Origin of the sequence: Enterobacter sp. DC4 (assembly GCF_000568095.1) — a bacterium.
Lineage (GTDB): Bacteria > Pseudomonadota > Gammaproteobacteria > Enterobacterales > Enterobacteriaceae > Enterobacter > Enterobacter pseudoroggenkampii.
The window spans coordinates 283,750-303,719 of record NZ_AZUB01000001.1 but is presented as its reverse complement, the minus strand read 5'-3'; the positions used below and the strand labels follow the sequence as shown (position 1 = coordinate 303,719).

Below are 19,970 nucleotides of genomic sequence, written 5' to 3'. Positions count from 1 at the left end.
TGACATAATAAAATTACAGAAAACCCTTTAGTCTATAGACTTTCATTTTAAATTCGTAAAACGACACTCCGTTTTCTCAATAAATTTGTATTCCCGAAAGTCTCGCGTGACAAGTACGGCATCTGAGTTTATTTGTAAGGCATGGTATTTCTCATTACACATAAGTGCATCCTTTTCACCATTAGCCACGGTCACACCAATAAAATACATCAATAACAATGCCGACATACCCCAAGTCAAATACACAAACTGTGTTAATACATTAAATTTATGAGCGACTTTTATCGACCCCGTAACTCTAGGTGGTTTCAAAGAAACATTAAACCTTCGCATATACCATTTTGTATTAACATCCTTTGGTACAATTGAAAACTCAGCCATAAATACAAAAAAGAACACAAACAATATGAATGATAACTTGGATAGAGTCGGATTATGGAATAAATCCATTAAAGCCAAAAGCATTGTAATGATAATCAGACTATTTCTTTTAAGGAAAAGCCTCCATGGTTCACTCAGCGTCACAGCATCACTCGGATCATTATTTATTTCACGTTCACCTATCGAAGTCAGCATGTCTATAAAAAATGACATTAATCCTAGAACCCCTAACAAAAAAAACCCAACCTTTATCATTGAGATTAATTGTATGTCAATAAATTCCTCAGGAATGTTTTTTGCTCTGAAGTAACCTAAAAAATATACGTATGTATATAAGTATGAACTTGCAGTAATTATTAAAACCAATAACCCATCTTTTATTTTCACTATGCCACCATTTTTCAATAAGCATGCACATTCAAAACGTGTGCATTTCAAGAATTTCAGTCAATTGTAAATTGGTATCAATCTGAAGGCCACGTCATCCTTGGTTTCATCGCAAAGGATCATAACACATAATCAATTAATCAGTCTTTTAGACTCGCGCATAAAAACAACAAAAACACATAAAATCATAAGGTTAATAAAAAACAGGACACAATCTTAATACATAAGAAATGGAAAACACTGAAATTCTTTTCAATCTTTTCAGTTCTGGTTTTACGCAAAGCCGCCAGCAATGGTGCGGTCTGGCTGTCTGGTTTGTAGAAAAATAAAACTGAAAAATTTTTATGATCCAAAAACCGCAGGCGGGTGCGGTGTAGTGCGATTTTTGTCTGCGAAAGATTTTTTTTGCCATGCTGTGACGCGCCAGCGCCCTGCTGAGGGTACGATCTTCTTTAAGTGGGGCGCTGACTGCCTGAAAGGCTGGAACACGCCAGAGTGCTACTGATTGCGCGTGGCAAAGTCTGTTTGTGAGGATAAGCGGCCATCTTTCAGCATTGCTTCAACGGTATCTTCCGGTAAACCAGTGAGTTCGATGTACGTCTCTTTTGAGATAGAAGGGACACCACGATATAAAGATGACTATGCGTTATGCCCACCTCGCGCCAGATCACCTTGAAACTGCGTTAAGGTTTAACCCCCTTGCTACAATGCACAATGGCGACAAAATGGCGGCAACGGTTGCCACTCCCTGACCTTTACTACCCCTAACTACTATTTTAACTTATTGATTTTAAAGTAAGTGATTGTTTTTTCTAACCCATTTATATAAATGGGTTTTTTGTTGTCTGAAAACTACCACTCTGTAAATTAATGCTTTATGCCTCCAGGTTCCCCTGCATAGCGACATCGTCGCGGCAGAACTTTTATATAGCCGCAACAGATAATAAAAAACCAGCCAGCGGCGGGTCTGTATCAGTCAGCTAATTGTTCCTGCAATTCTTTCGGATTTTGGAACGCGCCACTCAGTATTGAACTCATCGATTCGCACTTAAAGCTCCCGATAAATCGTATTTAGATTAAAAAATATCAGGTCATTATCCTAAAAATCCCCTGCTTTTCATAAACATGATCTGCTTTGAACTTCCATATTAGTTACAGGCATACGCTGGAGCGGATAGAAACGCTATGGAGGGGACAGGAATGCAGTTTTCAGGTTCAGTAATAGCAATACCGGTCTTAGGGAATGAAGCAAAAGATCGCACAATTGAACTGAAGTGCGAGGTCAGTAAGCATGTACCATTCTGAAGAGATCATCCGCCAGCTTCAGAGCCAAAAGATACTGGCAATGAAGCTGGACCAGGCGGTACGCGCGGTAGGTGAAGAAGTAAAGAGCCAGCTGAGTAATATAGGTGCCGGTGCCCAACGCCTGCTGTACTACACCTCCTGCTTTACTGATGAATATTACGATGTATGCACCCGACAAAACCTGGAGGACGCTCGCTTCCGAAAGGGCATATTCCATCTCGTTTCTCGCTGGAACATCGTCTTTGACCTAATCAACACGTACGTTGAGGGGCTGATTAAGGATTATTCCCCGGCAGAATTATCAGCGATACAGCATGCTCTAATGCGCGCTAACGTTTATATATCCACCAGCACGCTAACCTCGTATTCATTCTCTGCAGGCGTCGCATCGACTGTTTGCCTCTATGTGACCCTTCCACCCTCAGGGTTAAAAGTCGTTTCAGGATTAACGGGCGCGGCTATTGGCGGGCTGGGGGTATACGGGGTTGTGCAAAAAGCTGCTGACAGCGCTCATCGCCTGCAAGTGATGCATCCAGCCTACTATCAAGCGTTATACCTGCGAGAGCTGGAGATGATGTATTTCCTGGTGGAGCCTGCGTTTATGCGCGCAGGCGTGCTAACCCAACAGTGGACTGATAGTCAAAGCCCTTATGATGCTGCTGACACGATCCTGAAGCTCATGGGCAGGCACTAATGGGCTTTCTAAGACGCTGGCTCAAATCTCAGGCCCAGTTTTTCTTCTGGACTTATATACCCATCATCCTCGCGTTCATTTTTGGCTATGTCCTTGACGTTTACTTCCCTGAGGTTAGCCAGGGATTCATCCTCCTGTTTTACCTGGTCACACTGGGGCTGGCTTACTGGATATGGCATTGAGGACCATAAAAGCTTCACGTTTACTAATAAGGAAATGACATGTCTACACCCGCACATCTCTGGCTTGAGGACGAGAACGGCTCACCAATTGTTGGTAGCTGCATGATGCCCACCCGTAATGGCTCCATAGAACTGAAATCGTTCTCCCATGGCGTAACCATTCCGGTTGACCCAAGCTGGGGCAAGCTCACCGGCACGCGCGTCCATCGCCCTATTACGATAGTCAAAGAATTTGATCAGACTACCCCACTTCTTTACCGAGCCGTGTGCGAAGGGCGAGTGATGAAGAAGGGGATTATTAAGATGTACCGTATTCAGGAGTCCGGTATCGAGGCCGAATATTTCAATATCGTTATGGAAAACGTTAAGTTCACGACAGTGGCACCCTTCCTGACCCCTAACGGCATGAGCAGCACCCATCTTGAAACGCTCGAATTGCGTTATGAAGCCATCTCATGGAAGTACACGGAGGGGAATATCATTTACCGTGACACCTGGAACGATCGCTGTTGCGCCTGAGCGCAGAAGAGTGTTGAAAGTGAGCAGATAAAAAGAAACCGTTCCAGGGGACGGTTTCGTTCCCATGACTGTCAGGATTGCTCCGGGCAAGCCATAAAGACTATTTTGACCTTCTACAAGCCCTACATGAGTTTTTCTATCCTTCCTGCTTTTTCCTCTTCTCTCGCCAGCCATAAACACATATGATTTAATGCATATGATAAAAGACATTCAGGATGACCGAATGCTCCACCCGCTCCAGCTCTTCAAAACCCTCTCCGACGAAACGCGGCTCGCCATCGTCATGCTGCTCCGTGAAGCGGGCGAGCTGTGCGTCTGCGATCTCTGCGCCGCCACTGCCGAATCTCAGCCGAAGGTCTCCCGCCACATGGCCCTGCTGCGCGAGTCCGGGCTGGTGATCGACCGTCGCGAGGGCAAATGGGTCCATTACCGTCTCTCTCCCAACATGCCCGCGTGGGCGGCAGCCGTTATCGACACCAGCTGGAACTGCCTGCGGGAAGAGACGCGCATGAAGCTGAAAAACCGGCTTCCGGGTTTGTGCTAATCAAGACACATTCACAAAAACAGATATAACGGAGTAAATGATGTTTCTGGCAGGGGCAATTTTTCTGTTTACGCTGGTGCTGGTCATCTGGCAACCCAAAGGGCTCAGTATTGGTTGGAGCGCCACCATCGGTGCTGTGCTGGCGCTATTCAGCGGTGTGATCCACGTTAACGATATACCGGTCGTGTGGAATATCGTCTGGAACGCCACGGCAACGTTCATTGCCGTCATCATCATCAGCCTGCTTCTGGATGAGTCCGGCTTTTTTGAGTGGGCGGCGCTGCACGTCGCTCGCTGGGGGAACGGTCGCGGGCGATTGCTGTTTACTTATATTGTGCTGCTGGGTGCAGCCGTGGCGGCGCTGTTTGCCAATGACGGTGCGGCGCTGATCCTGACGCCTATCGTTATCGCCATGCTGCTGGCGCTGGGGTTCAGCAAGCAGGCCACGCTGGCGTTTGTAATGGCGGCAGGTTTTATCGCCGATACCGCCAGCCTGCCGCTGATTGTGTCCAACCTGGTCAACATCGTGTCGGCAGATTTCTTTAAGCTGGGGTTCAGCGAATATGCTTCGGTGATGATCCCGATAGATATCGCCGCGATTGCCGCAACGCTGGTGATGCTGCATCTCTTCTTCCGTAAGGAAATTCCGCCGGAATATGACCTGGCAAAACTCCGCGAGCCCGCGCGTGCCATTCACGATCTCCCCACGTTCAGAACGGGCTGGATCGTCCTGCTGCTTCTGCTCGTCGGTTTCTTCGTGCTGGAGCCTCTGGGTATTCCGGTCAGCGCCATCGCGACCGTCGGCGCCCTGATTTTATTCGCTGTCGCAAAACGCGGGCATGCGATAAACACCGGAAAAGTGCTGCGCGGCGCACCGTGGCAAATCGTTATCTTCTCGCTGGGGATGTATCTGGTGGTGTATGGCCTGCGCAATGCCGGGCTGACGGAATATCTCTCAGGCGTACTGAATAGCCTGGCCGGACACGGATTATGGGCCGCCACGCTGGGAACCGGGTTCATCACCGCGTTCCTGTCTTCCATAATGAACAATATGCCCACGGTGCTGATTGGCGCGCTCTCCATTGACGGCAGCACGGCAACTGGGTTGATCAAGGAGGCGATGATTTACGCCAACGTGATTGGCTGCGATCTGGGGCCGAAAATCACGCCTATCGGCAGCCTCGCCACCCTGCTCTGGCTCCACGTACTGGCGCAGAAAAACATGACGATCACCTGGGGTTACTATTTCCGGACGGGCATCATCATGACACTGCCGGTCCTGTTTGTGACGCTCGCCGCGCTGGCGCTACGTCTCTCCTTCACACTGTAATGAGCCACTGATATGAGCCACATCACCATTTATCACAACCCCGCCTGCGGCACCTCGCGCAACACGCTGGAGATGATCCGCAACAGCGGCACGGAGCCAGAGATTATCCTCTATCTGGAAACCCCGCCGTCGCGCGATAAGCTGACCGCCCTGATTGCCGAGATGGGCATTTCAGTGCGGGATCTGTTGCGTAAAAACGTGGAGCCCTATGAGCAGCTCGGACTTGCCGACGATAGCTTCACCGACGACCAGCTTATCGAGTTTATGCTGCAATATCCGATTCTGATTAACCGTCCGATCGTAGTCACGCCGCTGGGCACCCGCCTGTGCCGCCCGTCTGAAGTCGTTCTCGATATTCTGCCGGACGCGCAAAAAGGAGCGTTTACGAAAGAGGATGGCGAAGCCGTCGTAGACGCCAGCGGGAAAAAAATCTCGCCAAAGTAACCCATTGATAATGGCAAGGTAAGATCTGCCAACCGCATGCCCCACCCAATGGTTGAGTTGCATCCGCCGAAACCCGGCACATACTTTTGAGGGTTAAGTTTGGTGAGGGTATGCGGGTATGGGCTTTAAAAACAGAACCGCCGTCATCTTCGGCGGCAGCGGCGCTATCGGCAGCGCAACTGCGCACGCTCTGGCGCGTGAAGGAGCGGATGTATACCTCGCCGCGCGCGACCACGCCAGGCTGGAGCAGGTCGCCAGCCGTATTCGCGCAGCGGGCGGTTCTGCCAGCACGTTTATTTTCGATGCGCTTGAGGAGTCCTCTCAGCTCCCCGACCTTGCCCGCATTGATATCGTCGTCAACGCCACGGGCTTTATGCACGATCAGGGCAAACGTCTTGAGGCATTAACGCTCGGCGAATTCCGTCAGGGCTTCGACCCTTTCCTGACCGCGTACTTTAACATTGCGAAAGCCGTGTCATCCCGCATGGGCGGCGAGCATGGCGGGACCATAATTACCGTCGTCGCCCCCGCCGCAAACATGGCGATGGCGGGCCACCTCGGGCATATCGTCGGCTGCGCGGGAACGGAAGCCTTTACCCGGGCGCTTGCGGCTGAGTTGGGGACTCAAAATATTCGTGTGCTGTGTCTGCGTTCGCACGCGATAGCCGATGCGGTGCAGGCGGGTTCGTATGTGGGTGCCATTTTCGCCGCCAAGGCGCAGGCGATGGGGATAACGGTTGAGCAATTTCTCGGCGGTGCCGCGCAAAGTACCCTGACGCATCGCCTGCCGACGCTGGCACAGGTGGCAGATACAATTACGTTTCTGGCATCAGATGCAGCAGGTGCCATCACGGGAACTACCGTCAATATGACCGCGGGCGCAACCTAGCCTCTGCCCTCGCCCGCAATCCTCCCCACCATCGCCCGAATCTCCTCCCGGGTTAACGGCGTCCGGTCGGTGACATAGTGCAACGTCATCCCTTCGATAAACGCATCCAGCGCGCGGGTGGTGACCGGGTCGAACCACTGCTCCAGCGTGGTCTGGCTCATCTTCATCCAGTCCTGCATCACCGTTTTGAGCGCCGCGCTGCGGTGCATAAAGGCGTAGAGCTGGTACATCAGCGCCATGTTGTGCGGCGTGGTCACCTGCGAGCTGTGGATCAGCGTAGTGATGGATTCGCACGCCATCTCCGGCCCGGTGACGCCGGCAAAGAAATCCCGGTACTGCTGCGACATCTGTCGGGTAAACCACGTGAAGGCCTCCTCCAGCAGCGGCTCCATGCCGTCGAAATAGTAGGTCATCGCCCCCAGCGGCACGCCCGCACAGGTGGCGATTTTACGGTGCGTGACGGCGTGGATCCCGTGCTCGGCAATGGTATCGAGCGTTGCCTGCAGGATCTTCTCCCGGCGATGCGGATCGTTCGGTGGTCTGCTCATAAATTCCTCACGTGGTTTGTGTACAAATGTACACAAACTTGCTAGTGTTGTCGCTATTGTTGTACTTCTGGTGCTACCCCAATGACGCTGACCTCTCCCCGTAAAGCCCTGCAGCTCCGCCTGTGGGCGCTGTTTATGTTCTTCTTCATTCCCGGCCTGCTGATGGCCTCCTGGGCCACACGCACCCCCGCCATTCGCGATATTTTGTCCGTTTCTACCACTGAGATGGGTATCGTGCTGTTTGGCCTGTCGATAGGCTCCATGAGCGGCATTCTCTGCTCTGCCTGGCTGGTTAAGCGCTTCGGTACGCGGGCGGTGATCCGCACTACCATGTGCTTCGCGGTGTTCGGGATGATCGTGCTGAGCGTGGCGCTGTGGTTTGCCTCACCGGTGCTCTTCGCCCTGGGCCTGACGGTATTTGGCGGTAGCTTCGGTTCTGCAGAAGTTGCCATCAACGTTGAAGGGGCGGCGGTCGAACGTGAGATGAACAAAACCGTGCTGCCGATGATGCACGGCTTTTACAGCCTCGGCACGCTGGCCGGTGCCGGCGTGGGGATGGCGCTGACCGCCACCGGCGTGAGCGCCAATCTGCATATTCTGCTGGCGGCGCTGGTGTGCATTATTCCGATTCTGACCGGCATCCGGGCCATCCCGGACGGTAACGGCAAAAACTCCGCTGACGAACAGCACTCAGCCGAAAAAGGGCTGCCCTTCTACCGCGACTTCCAGCTGATGCTGATCGGCGTGGTGGTGCTGGCGATGGCGTTCGCGGAAGGATCTGCCAACGACTGGCTGCCGCTGCTGATGGTGGACGGCCACGGCTTTAGCCCTACCTCCGGCTCGCTGATCTACGCCGGGTTTACGCTGGGGATGACCGTCGGACGCTTCACCGGCGGCTGGTTTATCGACCGCTACAGTCGCGTGGCGGTAGTGCGCGCCAGCGCCCTGCTCGGCGGCCTGGGCATTGCGATGATCATCTTTGTCGATGTGGACTGGATTGCCGGCGTCTCGGTGATCCTCTGGGGGCTGGGCGCGTCCCTCGGCTTCCCGCTGACCATTTCAGCCGCCAGCGACACCGGCCCGGATGCCCCGACGCGCGTCAGCGTGGTGGCAACCACGGGCTACCTTGCCTTCCTGGTCGGGCCGCCGCTGCTCGGCTTCCTCGGTGAGCACTACGGACTGCGCAGCGCCATGCTGGTGGTGTTAGGGTTGGTCATCATCGCGGCGCTGGTGGCGCGCGCGGTGGCAAAGCCGGAAACGAAACAAACGACACTGGAGAAGGGATATGAGCGTTAAACTGATCGCCGTCGACATGGATGGTACTTTTCTGAGCGATGCCAAGACCTATAATCGCCCGCGCTTTCTGGCGCAGTACGCCCGCATGAAGGCGCAAGGCATTCGCTTTGTGGTCGCCAGCGGCAACCAGTACTACCAGTTAATCTCCTTTTTCCCGGAGATTGCGCATGAAATTGCGTTCGTCGCCGAGAACGGCGGCTGGGTCGTGAGCGAAGGAGAAGATGTCTTTAACGGTGAACTGTCGAGAGCCCATTTCGACACGGTCGCGAACGTGTTAAGCGACGTGCCGGGTATTGAGATCATCGCCTGCGGGAAGAGCAGCGCCTACACGCTGAAATGCTATGACGAGGGCTTTAAGCATATCGCGGCGAAGTACTACCACCGCCTCGAAATGGTCAGCGATTTCGACAACCTGAACGATATTTTCTTCAAGTTCGGACTCAACGTGTCTGACGATGAAATTCCGCGGATTCAGGCGCTGCTGCATGAAAAGCTGAGCGACATCATGGTGCCCGTCACCACCGGTCACGGCAGTATCGACCTGATCATCCCCGGCGTGCATAAAGCCAACGGTCTGCGGATCCTGCAACAGCGCTGGGGCATTGACGACAGCGACGTGGTGGCCTTCGGCGACAGCGGCAACGACGTGGAGATGCTGCGTCAGTCCGGGTTCAGCTTTGCGATGGCGAATGCCAGACCGCATATTAAAGCGGTGGCGCGTTTTGAAGCGCCGCACAATAACGATGAAGGCGTACTGGATGTGATTGATAAGGTGCTGGATGGGGAGGCGCCGTTTAATTGACCGCGTGCGGTCTGTTGGCTTTACCCTCTCCCACAGGGATAGAAATCCCCAGTCATTTTTTAACCGGAAGCGATGAATATAGGTTCAGGAAAATAAATGGCTTACAGCAACGCCCTGGTCCGGCTGTAAATCGCCGAAGCGTTTCCGTAAGGCCGGGGCGAGGCGCACGGATGCGCCGAGAGGGCGTAGCCTGCAGGGATGCAGGCTCATGCCCGACCCGATAGCCTGAAGGAATAAGCTGAGGGCACCGCGAAGCGGCGATTTACCGCCGGGAGCCCGGGTCGCCAGGGCGGCGGCGATTGAGCCGCCATGGCACGTTCACAGGTCGTGTCGTTAAAGAGTAGCAAGAAACATAAAGTGAACGGAATGACCACCAGAGCCGTATGTTCCCCCTCACCCCTGCCCTCTCCCTCAAGGGAGAGGGGGTCGCCCGTGCAGGCATTATTTTGTGAGGAACCCTCAGCCCACGAGGAGAGGGAATAAAGATCACGGCTGTAGGGCGTTCCCGACGCGTTTGTCCTTCAGGAACACCACCATCAGTCCAACCCACAGCACGCCGTTGGCGAGGTTAAACAGGCTGAACAGCCCGTTGCCGCCCATCGCGTAGGCATGCTTGCTCACCTCGATACCGACGGTAAAAATCAGCATCTGCAGCATCCCCATCGCCGCTGACACCGTGCCTTTACTCATCTCGCTGGCAAACAGCGTCAGGCGCACCAGCCCGGCGTTCGCCACGCCAATTCCGAAGGCGTAAATGCTCAGCCCTGCAGTCATCCATAGGTAAGCGTGGGATGACGCGACGGTCGCCACCGCTGCCAGAATCAGCCCTGCCGCAATCGGCCAGCCACCCATGATAATCAGTGAACGCACGGTGCGTCGTGACGTCAGACGTGCCAGCACCAGGTTGCCGATAATCAGCGCGCCAAAGATCGGCACCTGCAGCAGACCATACTCATAGCTGCTGAGCTTTTCACCGCTGATGATAATAACCGGAGACTGCGCGATCCACGCCAGCAGCGGCAGGCTAACGAACCCGGTCGCCAGCGCGCCCGCCACAAAGCGGCCATTCTTCAGCACTTCTTTGTAATCCCGACCCAGCTCTTTCAGCGAGAGTTTCTCGCCGATGCGGGTGGCCGTTTCCGGCATCGCACGGTGCAGGCCAAAGAACGCGAAGGCGGCGAGAAGCGCAAAGAGCACAAACATCCCTTCCCACGGCGCAACGTGCACCCACGCGGCCCCCACCAGCGGCCCGAGTAAGGGGGCGATCAGCGCCACGTTCGCCATCAGCGCGGTAATTTTGATGCACACCGCCTCTTCAAACGACTCCTGAATGGCGGCATACCCCACGGCGCCGATAAAGCACAGGCTCACCCCCTGCAGGAAGCGCAGCAGGGTAAATTGTTCAATGTTTTGCGCCAGCAGCGTGGCAAGACAGGTGACGATAAACCACACCACGCCCGTCAGCATCACCGGACGACGGCCAATACGATCCGACAGCGGACCTAACAGCCACTGCAAAAACATGCCGCCGGCCAGATAGGCGGTCATGGAGGTCGGTACCCACTCGATTCCCGCGTTGTACTGCGCCACTACGGCCAGCATACCGGGCTGGATCATATCGTTACCGATATAGGTAGAAAATTCGTAGAGCACCAGACACAGAGGGAAAAGCAACGCCTGACGACCCAGACGTGAACCAGAAGAAGAACGGTTTAACATGCAATCTCTTTATAATGACAAAATCGCGACGAGTTTAATGAAATGCCGCAGCCCGAGATAGTGATTTATCGAGGATAAACAGAAATAAAGCACATATCGTCTTCGTTTAAGGTTTCCTTAAGTTGACAGATTTATGATAGCCCCATTACTCGTCAACGACCCCAAATTATGGCACTCACTTCCAGCCGTTCAGAATTATCTAACTTACAGACAAATAAGACAAAACGACTTTACCGCTTGCCGGGCCGCTTTTATGGTTATCAGCTTTTCGTACTGGTCGTCCTTGCCGTGCTTTTCACGTGGTTATCACGCAATGAAGCGCTCGACAGATGGATCACTGGTTTTTGGTATGACGCGGCAACGCAGAGCTTTCCGCTGCAGAAAGATCATCTGCTGGATCTGCTGAACCACCGTCTGGCGAAGTACATTGCCATCGCCTTAGGTGCCGTGGCGCTGTTTTACGGCGCTTACAAGCGTAACGCAAGGCTGGTCACGGCGGCGCTGCTGATGGGCGTTGGTGCGCTGGTGGTAGGCGTGCTGAAAAGCGTGAGCCATCACAGCTGCCCATGGGATCTGGTGGAATATGGCGGTAAGGCTGTCTCTTATCCCCTGTTCAGCGCCGTCCCTGCTGACAGCGGTCCGGGGCGCTGCTTCCCCGGTGGTCATGCCTCCAGCGGCTTTATGGTGATGGGGCTGTTTTTTGCCTTCTGGCGCGAGCGTCCGCGTCTCGCCTGGTGCTTCGTCGCGCTGGGCGTGGTGTTAGGCCTGGTGATGGGCTACGGCCAGATCATGCGCGGGGCACATTTTTTCTCTCACAACCTGTGGGCTGGGTGGTGGGTCTGGTTTTCTCAGGTGGTGGTCTACGGCCTTGTTTCCACCCGGTTTGCTAAAGAGTGATAACGCTATGCTAGAGAATCTGAATTATCAGCTGTTTTATCTGATCAACGCCACCCCGGCCTCACCTGAGTGGATGATCGACTTTGCCACCTTCCTGGCAAAAGATCTGATCAGCATCGTGCCCGCGCTGGCCGCCATCCTCTGGCTGTGGGGACCTCGTAGCCAGGTGAAAGCGCACCGCCAGCTGGTGATCAAAGTGGCGATGGCGCTGGGCGTGAGCGTTCTGGTGAGCTTCGCACTGGGTCATGTGTTCCCGCACCCCCGTCCTTTTGTGGCTCACGTGGGCTATACCTTCCTGCACCACGCGCCGGATGACTCGTTCCCGAGCGATCACGGCACGGTGATCTTTACCTTCGCGCTGGCTTTCCTGTTCTGGCATCGCCTGTGGTCTGGTGCGGTCCTGATGGTGGCAGCCCTGGCAATCGCCTGGTCTCGCATTTACCTGGGCGTTCACTGGCCGCTGGATATGGTGGGCGGTTTCCTGGTCGGGCTGATTGGCTGCGTGAGCGCGGCTATCCTGTGGAGTCTCTTCGGTGAAGCGCTCTACCGCACGCTGTCTTCACTCTATCGTGCCATTTTCGCTATCCCGATCCGCAAAGGCTGGATACGTGACTAACCCCAACCTGACAGGTTACACTTGAACCCCCGCCCTGCGGGGGTTCACTTTTTTATCCCGAGGAACTATGGAAACACGTCGCGATGACCGCATTGCTCAGCTGCTACAGGCGCTGAAGCGCAGCGATAAGCTGCATCTTAAGGAAGCCGCCAACCTCCTCGGCGTCTCAGAGATGACCATTCGTCGGGATCTGAATAGCGAGAGCGCGCCCGTCGTGCTGCTGGGCGGGTATATTGTGCTTGAGCCGCGCAGCGCCAGCCATTATCTGATCAGCGACCAGAAGACGCGCCTGGTGGAAGAGAAACGCAAAGCCGCGCGGCTTGCGGCCTCACTGGTGCAGCCGCACCAGACGCTGTTTTTTGACTGCGGTACCACTACGCCGTGGATTATCGAGGCCATCGACAGCAGCATTCCGTTCACCGCCGTCTGCTACTCCCTGAACACCTTTCTGGCGCTTCAGGAGAAACCCGAGTGCCGGGTGATCCTCTGCGGCGGCGAGTTTCACGCCAGCAACGCCATCTTTAAGCCACTTAACCTGCAGGACACGCTCAGCAATCTCTGCCCGGATATCGCGTTTTATTCCGCCGCAGGCGTTAACGTGCGTCAGGGCGCGACCTGCTTTAATCTGGAAGAGCTGCCGGTGAAGCACTGGGCGTTGAGCGCCGCGCAGTACCATGTGCTGGTGGTCGATCACAGCAAGTTTGGTAAGGTGCGTTCGGCAAGAATGGGCGAGCTGGCGCAGTTCGATGCCATCATCAGCGACTGCCGCCCGGACGACGAGATCGTGGCCCACGCGAAGGCGCAGCAGGTGAAGTTGATGTATTAAACGGGGTGCGGTCTGATGCCCTCACCCCGGCCCTCTCCCTGTGGGAGAGGGAGAAAACGCATCGAGTTTAGCTAAACCAGCTGCCAAACCACCCGTGGAATTTCATCATCACGAAATCCCACATCCGGCTGAAGAAACCGCCCTCTTCCACCGCTTCCATCACAATCAGCGGACGCTGTTCAATCGACTTACCGTTGAGCTGGAAATCAATGGTTCCGACCACCTGGCCTTTTTTCAGCGGCGCGGTGAGCTGCGGGTCGGTCAGGGTGTAGCTGGCTTTCAGGTTTTTCAGCTGACCGCGCGGAATGGTCACCGAGCCCGCCTCACCCGCGCCCAGGTTCACTTCGCTCTTGTCACCAAACCAGACGCGCTGGCTGACGAACGTGGCATCCGGTTTAATCGGCGTCACGGTTTCATAGAAGCGGAAGCCCCAGGTAAGCAGTTTTTCTGACTCATTAAAGCGAATACGGTCGGTTTTGGTGCCCAGCACCACCGAAATCAGGCGCATGTCGCCCTGGGTCGCGGAGGCCACCAGGTTATATCCTGCACCCGCCGTGGTGCCGGTTTTCATCCCGTCCACATTGACATTGCTGCTCCACAGCAGGCGGTTGCGGTTCGGCTGGCGGATTTTGTTGAAGGTAAACTCTTTCTCTTTGTGGATCGCGTATTCATCCGGCACGTCGTGGATCAGCGCTTTCCCGAGCAGCGCCATGTCGCGCGCAGTACTGAACTGTCCCGGCGAATCCAGACCGTGAACCGTTTTAAAGGTCGTATTGGTCAGGCCCAGCTTTTGCGCGTAGCCATTCATCAAACCAATGAACGAATCCTGGCTGCCGGCAACGTAATCGGCCAGCGCGATGCACGCATCATTTCCCGACTGAATAATTACCCCTTTGTTCAGATCGGAAACGGAAACCTGATCGCCCGGCTTCAGGAACATCACCGATGACCCGCGCAGCGCCGGGTTGCCGGTCGCCCACGCGTCCTTACCGATGGTCACCATATCGTTCAGCTTAATCTTGCCCGCTTTTAACGCCTGGCCCACCACATAGCTGGTCATGATTTTGGTCAGGCTTGCCGGATCGAGTTTCTCATCCGCATTCCCTTCCGCCAGCACTTTACCGCTGGAATAATCCATCAGGATCCAGGCGCGCGCATCCACAGGCGGCGCTTCGGGCGCAGCCTGTTCAGCTGCGTAGAGCGTTGGTGCAAACAGGAAAAGAAGCGCAGAGCCGGTCGCCAGGCTGCGCAGAGAAGTCATTTTACGCGTCATAAATGCCACCCGAGTGTCCATTCAAAAATTACGTCACATCACCGTGTCGCAAGAAGCGATGAGTAATAGCGCACTAAAACCGTTAAAGAAACCCAACGAGGGTAAAGTTATTAAAGTTTATGCAATAACATTCAGATACGCTTTGATTAAGACGATTTTTTTGTCTTCTGTTGCGTAATTGTTAGGTTTATCTCACCATGGCGAAAGGCTGACTCGGATTCACATCTCATCGGGAGTAAATATGATTACGCTGTGGGGCAGGAATAATTCGACCAACGTTAAGAAAGTGCTCTGGACGCTTGAAGAGCTGGATTTACCGTTCAATCAAATCATGGCTGGCATGTCGTTCGGCGTAAACAAAGAGGCAGACTATCTGGCCATGAACCCGAACGGCCTGGTGCCGCTGCTGCGCGATGATGAAACAGACGCGACGCTATGGGAGTCCAACACCATTGTGCGTTACCTCGCCGCGCAGTACGGTCAGGGCCGCCTGTGGGTTGAAAACCCGGCCCGGCGCGCTCAGGGCGAAAAGTGGATGGACTGGGCAAACCAGACGTTATCCCCGACCCACCGCGTGATCCTGATGGGGCTTATCCGCACACCGGAAGCTGAACGCGACTATCCCGCAATTCACGCCGCGCAGGATGCCTGCGAAAATCTGTTTGCGATGATGGATGACGAGCTGGCGAAGCACGCCTGGTTCTCCGGCGAGGCGTTCGGCACAGGCGATATCGCCGTGGCGCCGTTCGTCTGGAACCTGACCAACATGGGTCTGAAGTGGACGCCGCGCCCTCACCTTGAGCGCTGGCTTAAACAGCTGAGCGATCGCCCGGCGTACCGCAACGTGGTGATGATCCCGGTCACCTGATTACGCTCCGGACGGGCTGACTTTCAACAGCTGCCCGTCCGTCTCGTCGGTCAGGACATACAGATACCCATCCGGCCCGACCCGCACATCGCGAATACGCTGGTCCCGGTCGCCCAGAATGCGCCCGTCCTCCGTCACCTTGTTTCCCTCCACGCTCAGCACGATCACGTCCTTCTCCTTCAGCGCCCCAATAAACAGCTTGTTTTTCCACTGCGGGAAAACGTCGCTGTTGTAGAACGCCATGCCGCTCACCGCGGGTGAGACTTTCCAGACGAACAGCGGCTTCTCTGTACCCTCAACGTGCTCGCCTTTGGCTTCCGGTATTTTCAGGCCGCTGTAGTTAATGCCGTGCGTCGCCAGCGGCCAGCCGTAGTTCTTACCCTTCTCCGGGATGTTGATCTCATCCCCGCCGCGCGGGCCGTGCTCGTTCAGCCAGAGCGTGTCGCTCCAGGGGTTCATCGCCATCCCCTGCGGGTTGCGAATGCCGTAAGACCAGATTTCGGGCCGCGCGCCGGGGGTATTCACAAAGGGGTTATCCGGCGGGACTTTCCCGTCTTCTGTGAGGCGCACCACTTTACCCTGCAATTTATCCAGATCCTGCGCCGTCGGACGCTGGTTGTTCTCGCCGAGTCCGATAAAGAGAGAACCTTTGCCGTCGAACACCAGCCGCCCACCAAAATGGTTCCCGGTGGAGAGTTTCGGCATCTGGCGGAACACCACCTGGAAGGCTTCAATGCGCGTAAGATCGTCGCTTAACCGGCCATAGCCCACCGCCGTTCCGGCTTTGCCATCACTCCCTGCTTCGGCGAAGCTCAGCCAGATGCGGCGCGATTTTTCAAAATCCGGGGCGAGGACCACGTCCAGCAGCCCTCCCTGACCGTTTGCCCAGACCTTCGGCACGCCGACAATCGGATCGGACAACCCTTTTCCGGCCTGCCAGCGTTTGAGCTGACCGTCCTTCAGGGTCACCAGCAGGCCTTTATTGTCCGGCAGAAACGCCAGAGACCAGGGGTGATCGAGTTTATTTTGCAGCACCTCGACCCTGACCGCCTCTGGCGCAGCAAGAAGCGAAAACGGAATGAATAACGCAGGCAGGAAAATCAGCGAGGATCGAGGCATAACGCGCTCCTTTATCGGCATATGGCATAAAGGTTAGCCACTGCATCCGGGCGCGTTACCACTTTTACAAAAGCTTAATCAGAAGGGGGAGTTGCCTCCCCCGGGATCAGTGCTGTTCAAGCTGTTTGTGCTCGTTCAGACACATGATGCATAGAGAGAGCGTTGTCAGGCAGTTTTCAAGCTTCTCCGCGTTTACGGCGATAAAGTTCGGGCAGTCGTGGCGTCCGTTCATCAGACACACCCCTGCAATGGAGAGCACCTCGGCGGCGCGGCGCAGCGCTATTTCTTCACTTTCGCCGCCGTTCGCCTTCAGGGTCGGTGCTTTTTCACGCATGAAATTACACAGTTCAAACAGGTTATCACGCAGATGTTCGCTTTCGCTGACTGACATATACCCTTTTGCCTTCCTCAACTGCAGGTACGCGGCCAGGTCGATTCGGGCGTTGATCAGCTTGTTCAGCAGATCGCGTTTAAGTCTGTCAACGGTCATGCTCTTTCCTCCTCTGTCAGCCATGGTGCATAGTCAGGATAAGTTCATTTTTTGTACAGTTTAATGCCTGGGATCAATTTTTATTAACTGATTAACATAATTTACAATGTTACAACCTCACGCGCAGCGAAGCGCGTTACGGGGAGCTATGCTACTTTTTTATTAGGCTGAATGGCTTGCAAAATCGCACTCGCAGAGGTGAGTATGGCAGCACTCCCGGTGTCTGAAAAAATATGTTCTCTCTCTAAGGTAGACCTGAATCTTCTCACCATCTTTTGCTTAATCTATAGCGTAGGAAGCATTTCTAAGGTTGCCGATATGCTGGACATATCCGCTTCTGCTGTCAGCCAGTCGCTGCGAAAACTGCGTGAAATGATGGGGGACAACCTCTTTGTCCGCAGCGGCAACATCCTGCTGCCGACGGTGTTTTCAGATGAGCTTTACGATAATACAATCTCGATAATCGATAAGCTCTCCACCCTTCTGCCTGACTCAGTCCCCTCACGTAAGAAGCGCGTGACGCTTTATACAGAATCCTTTATTTCTCCGCTGGTGGTACCGGAATTAACGGAAAAGCTCCTTGAAACGAATTCAGACATTAGTCTGCTGCATCGAACTGAAGACCTGAATGAACAAAAAACCACTGAACTGCTGAACATGCGTCAGGCTGATGTAGTGTTCTCTACGTTCTCAGTGGAAAACAGCAACATCCGATGTCAGAAGGTGTGCGATATAGACCTGGTGCTTGTCGCCGCGCAGGATAACCCGCTTTATGGCAGTACTATCGATGAAGAGCTGTTCAGAAATGCCAGCCTGGTGGGCTATAACACTAAAAACGAAAAAATTATTTATTACCGCAGCATCGCTGATAAAAAATTCCGCTCCAGCGAACGCTGTTTACTCACCACCTCGTTTGCTTCCATTCTGATTATTATCGCCAAAACTCCATGTCTGGGGATTATTCCCGAGCGCGCTTTTGCCACTTACTCAGAGATGTACAAGCTCAGACGAGTTGGCACCCCGTTCGCGTTACCGAAATTCAGCATTTACTCCTCATACCGAAAAGAGAGCAATAAATTGCTCTCTACTGTGCTGGATGATCTGCTGGTCCCGACAACTTAGCGGCGCGTTTCAGTTCTGATTTAATTTTTCGCGGATTTAGCCCTGTTGCGACAGCAATATCGGTTAGCTTGACGCCGTGCGCATAAAGGGTTTTAGCCATAGCGACTTTGGACTGGACATACATATCTTTCATTAAGGATCTCACAAGTCATGTTGACAGGGTGAAAGATATCTTTTGATGATTTTTTAGCCAATTAGCATCGCTTAAAGCCGGGATAAGTAATTCTAAACAGTGTTGCTAAGCAAAGCGGTTGATCCAAACCTGCTGAGATCGCCACAGACCTGTATAAATCCCCCGCGATACGCTGTAAAATCCCGCCCTGATAACTCCATAATTGATGAATTTTTAACCTATGAGCAATGTTACGCACCAGCCGAAAATCGGCTTCGTCTCCCTGGGCTGCCCGAAAAACCTGGTGGATTCAGAACGCATCCTGACCGAACTGCGCACCGAGGGCTATGACGTGGTGCCAAGCTACGACAACGCCGATATGGTGATCGTTAACACCTGCGGGTTTATCGACAGCGCGGTTCAGGAGTCACTGGAAGCCATCGGTGAAGCCCTGACGGAAAACGGCAAAGTGATCGTGACCGGCTGTCTGGGCGCGAAAGAAGACCAGATCCGCGAAGTGCACCCAAAGGTGCTTGAGATCACCGGCCCGCACAGCTACGAGCAGGTGCTGCAACATGTTCATCACTACGTGCCAAAACCCAAGCACAACCCGTTCCTGAGCCTCGTGCCGGAACAGGGCGTGAAGCTGACGCCGCGTCACTACGCGTACCTGAAAATTTCCGAAGGCTGCAACCATCGCTGCACCTTCTGCATCATCCCATCCATGCGTGGCGATCTGGTGAGCCGTCCCATTGGTGAAGTGCTGGCGGAAGCCAAACGTCTGGCCGATGCAGGCGTGAAGGAGCTGCTGGTCATCTCCCAGGACACCTCGGCCTACGGCGTGGACGTTAAACACCGCTCCGGTTTCCACAACGGCGAGCCGGTGAAAACCAGCATGGTGGGCCTGTGCGAGCAGCTGTCCAAACTCGGTATCTGGACGCGTCTGCACTACGTTTACCCGTACCCGCACGTTGACGACGTCATCCCGCTGATGGCGGAAGGCAAAATTCTGCCGTACCTGGATATCCCACTGCAGCACGCCAGCCCGCGCATTCTGAAGCTGATGAAGCGTCCTGGCTCCGTTGACCGCCAGCTGGCGCGCATCAAGCAGTGGCGCGAGATCTGCCCGGATCTGACCCTGCGCTCCACCTTCATCGTCGGCTTCCCGGGTGAAACCGAAGAAGACTTCCAGATGCTGCTCGACTTCCTGAAAGAAGCGCGTCTGGACCGCGTTGGCTGCTTCAAGTACAGCCCGGTAGAAGGCGCAACCGCCAACGAGCTGGCGGACCAGGTGCCGGAAGAGGTGAAAGAAGAGCGCTGGAACCGCTTCATGCAGCTGCAGCAGCAGATCTCTGCTGAACGTCTGCAGGAAAAAGTGGGCCGCGAGATTATGGTTATCATCGACGAAGTGGATGAAGAAGGCGCGATTGGCCGCAGCATGGCGGATGCCCCTGAAATCGACGGTGCGGTGTACCTGAACGGCGAAACCAGCGTTAAGCCGGGTGATATTATTCGCGTGAAGGTTGAAAACGCGGATGAGTATGACCTGTGGGGTAGCCGGGTTTAATCTCCCCCTCTGTAGTAGGCCGGGTAAGGCGTAGCCGCCA

The 19,970-nt window shown here is 54.4% G+C and carries 20 protein-coding genes and 1 pseudogene; 15 read left to right on the top strand and 6 right to left on the bottom strand.

Annotated elements, in window-relative coordinates; all coding sequences use genetic code 11:
• Positions 1–42 precede the first annotated feature (42 nt).
• Positions 43–768 (bottom strand): hypothetical protein, encoded by a 726-nt coding sequence (locus tag P349_RS22520; RefSeq protein WP_152540079.1) that lies wholly within the window; start codon positions 766–768, stop codon positions 43–45.
• Between the two features lie 617 nt (positions 769–1,385).
• On the opposite strand from P349_RS22520, the pseudogene P349_RS26140 reads away from it, so the two are divergent.
• The 7 genes and pseudogenes from P349_RS26140 to P349_RS22555 form a co-directional block, all read left to right on the top strand.
• Positions 1,386–1,520 (top strand): annotated as a pseudogene (locus P349_RS26140) (site-specific integrase); the annotation flags it as partial.
• A gap of 539 nt (positions 1,521–2,059) precedes the next feature.
• Positions 2,060–2,767 (top strand): hypothetical protein, encoded by a 708-nt coding sequence (locus P349_RS22525; RefSeq protein ID WP_032649319.1) that lies wholly within the window; start codon positions 2,060–2,062, stop codon positions 2,765–2,767.
• Between the two features lie 221 nt (positions 2,768–2,988).
• Positions 2,989–3,468, top strand: a complete 480-nt coding sequence (locus P349_RS22535; protein ID WP_032649323.1) for an Hcp family type VI secretion system effector — start codon at positions 2,989–2,991, stop codon at positions 3,466–3,468.
• Positions 3,469–3,691: 223 nt separating this feature from the next.
• Entirely contained in the window at positions 3,692–4,012 is a 321-nt protein-coding gene (locus P349_RS22540) for a metalloregulator ArsR/SmtB family transcription factor (RefSeq protein WP_032649325.1), read from the top strand.
• Between the two features lie 40 nt (positions 4,013–4,052).
• Positions 4,053–5,342 (top strand): arsenic transporter, encoded by a 1,290-nt coding sequence (locus P349_RS22545; RefSeq protein WP_032649328.1) that lies wholly within the window; start codon positions 4,053–4,055, stop codon positions 5,340–5,342.
• A gap of 12 nt (positions 5,343–5,354) precedes the next feature.
• Entirely contained in the window at positions 5,355–5,786 is a 432-nt protein-coding gene (arsC, locus tag P349_RS22550; protein ID WP_032649330.1) for a glutaredoxin-dependent arsenate reductase, read from the top strand.
• 118 nt (positions 5,787–5,904) lie between these two features.
• Complete coding sequence (locus P349_RS22555) at positions 5,905–6,675, top strand: SDR family NAD(P)-dependent oxidoreductase (RefSeq protein ID WP_032649332.1); 771 nt, start codon at positions 5,905–5,907, stop codon at positions 6,673–6,675.
• On the opposite strand, the gene P349_RS22560 is transcribed toward P349_RS22555, so the two are convergent.
• Complete coding sequence (locus tag P349_RS22560) at positions 6,672–7,223, bottom strand: TetR/AcrR family transcriptional regulator (RefSeq protein ID WP_032649334.1); 552 nt, start codon at positions 7,221–7,223, stop codon at positions 6,672–6,674. The genes P349_RS22555 and P349_RS22560 overlap by 4 nt on opposite strands.
• An 81-nt stretch (positions 7,224–7,304) precedes the next feature.
• On the opposite strand from P349_RS22560, the gene P349_RS22565 reads away from it, so the two are divergent.
• Together P349_RS22565 and P349_RS22570 are read left to right on the top strand one after the other, a co-directional pair.
• Positions 7,305–8,519, top strand: a complete 1,215-nt coding sequence (locus P349_RS22565) for an MFS transporter (protein WP_032649336.1) — start codon at positions 7,305–7,307, stop codon at positions 8,517–8,519.
• Positions 8,509–9,321 (top strand): Cof-type HAD-IIB family hydrolase, encoded by an 813-nt coding sequence (locus P349_RS22570; RefSeq protein WP_032649339.1) that lies wholly within the window; start codon positions 8,509–8,511, stop codon positions 9,319–9,321. Before P349_RS22565 ends, P349_RS22570 begins: the two co-directional genes overlap by 11 nt.
• A gap of 486 nt (positions 9,322–9,807) precedes the next feature.
• Here the strand turns inward: P349_RS22570 and P349_RS22575 are convergent, their stop codons facing one another.
• Positions 9,808–11,040, bottom strand: coding sequence for an MFS transporter (locus P349_RS22575; protein WP_032649341.1), 1,233 nt, complete (start codon positions 11,038–11,040; stop codon positions 9,808–9,810).
• Positions 11,041–11,208: 168 nt separating this feature from the next.
• Between P349_RS22575 and P349_RS22580 the strand changes: the two genes are divergently transcribed.
• From P349_RS22580 to deoR, 3 genes are all read left to right on the top strand, one after another.
• Positions 11,209–11,937: a phosphatase PAP2 family protein gene (locus P349_RS22580; protein WP_032649342.1), complete on the top strand. Its 729-nt coding sequence runs from the start codon at positions 11,209–11,211 to the stop codon at positions 11,935–11,937.
• Positions 11,938–11,944: 7 nt separating this feature from the next.
• Positions 11,945–12,553 carry an undecaprenyl-diphosphate phosphatase gene (ybjG, locus tag P349_RS22585; protein WP_032649343.1) on the top strand — a complete coding sequence of 203 codons (609 nt, stop codon included), beginning with the start codon at positions 11,945–11,947 and terminating at the stop codon, positions 12,551–12,553.
• 67 nt (positions 12,554–12,620) lie between these two features.
• Positions 12,621–13,379, top strand: a complete 759-nt coding sequence (gene deoR, locus P349_RS22590; protein WP_024908676.1) for a DNA-binding transcriptional repressor DeoR — start codon at positions 12,621–12,623, stop codon at positions 13,377–13,379.
• Between the two features lie 67 nt (positions 13,380–13,446).
• Here the strand turns inward: deoR and dacC are convergent, their stop codons facing one another.
• The gene (dacC, locus tag P349_RS22595; protein ID WP_032645372.1) at positions 13,447–14,652 is read right to left on the bottom strand and encodes a serine-type D-Ala-D-Ala carboxypeptidase; all 1,206 of its coding nucleotides are present in this window, start codon (positions 14,650–14,652) and stop codon (positions 13,447–13,449) included.
• A gap of 241 nt (positions 14,653–14,893) precedes the next feature.
• Between dacC and P349_RS22600 the strand changes: the two genes are divergently transcribed.
• Positions 14,894–15,520: a glutathione S-transferase family protein gene (locus P349_RS22600; protein WP_024908678.1), complete on the top strand. Its 627-nt coding sequence runs from the start codon at positions 14,894–14,896 to the stop codon at positions 15,518–15,520.
• Here the strand turns inward: P349_RS22600 and P349_RS22605 are convergent, their stop codons facing one another.
• Together P349_RS22605 and bssR are read right to left on the bottom strand one after the other, a co-directional pair.
• Positions 15,521–16,639 carry a PQQ-dependent sugar dehydrogenase gene (locus tag P349_RS22605; protein WP_032649345.1) on the bottom strand — a complete coding sequence of 373 codons (1,119 nt, stop codon included), beginning with the start codon at positions 16,637–16,639 and terminating at the stop codon, positions 15,521–15,523.
• Positions 16,640–16,745: 106 nt separating this feature from the next.
• A complete protein-coding gene (bssR, locus tag P349_RS22610) occupies positions 16,746–17,129 on the bottom strand; it encodes a biofilm formation regulator BssR (RefSeq protein WP_024908680.1) in 384 nt (127 codons plus the stop codon).
• Positions 17,130–17,333: 204 nt separating this feature from the next.
• On the opposite strand from bssR, the gene P349_RS22615 reads away from it, so the two are divergent.
• Together P349_RS22615 and rimO are read left to right on the top strand one after the other, a co-directional pair.
• Positions 17,334–18,251, top strand: coding sequence for a LysR family transcriptional regulator (locus P349_RS22615; RefSeq protein WP_032649348.1), 918 nt, complete (start codon positions 17,334–17,336; stop codon positions 18,249–18,251).
• Positions 18,252–18,604: 353 nt separating this feature from the next.
• Complete coding sequence (gene rimO / locus P349_RS22620) at positions 18,605–19,930, top strand: 30S ribosomal protein S12 methylthiotransferase RimO (protein ID WP_023335043.1); 1,326 nt, start codon at positions 18,605–18,607, stop codon at positions 19,928–19,930.
• Positions 19,931–19,970 lie beyond the last annotated feature (40 nt).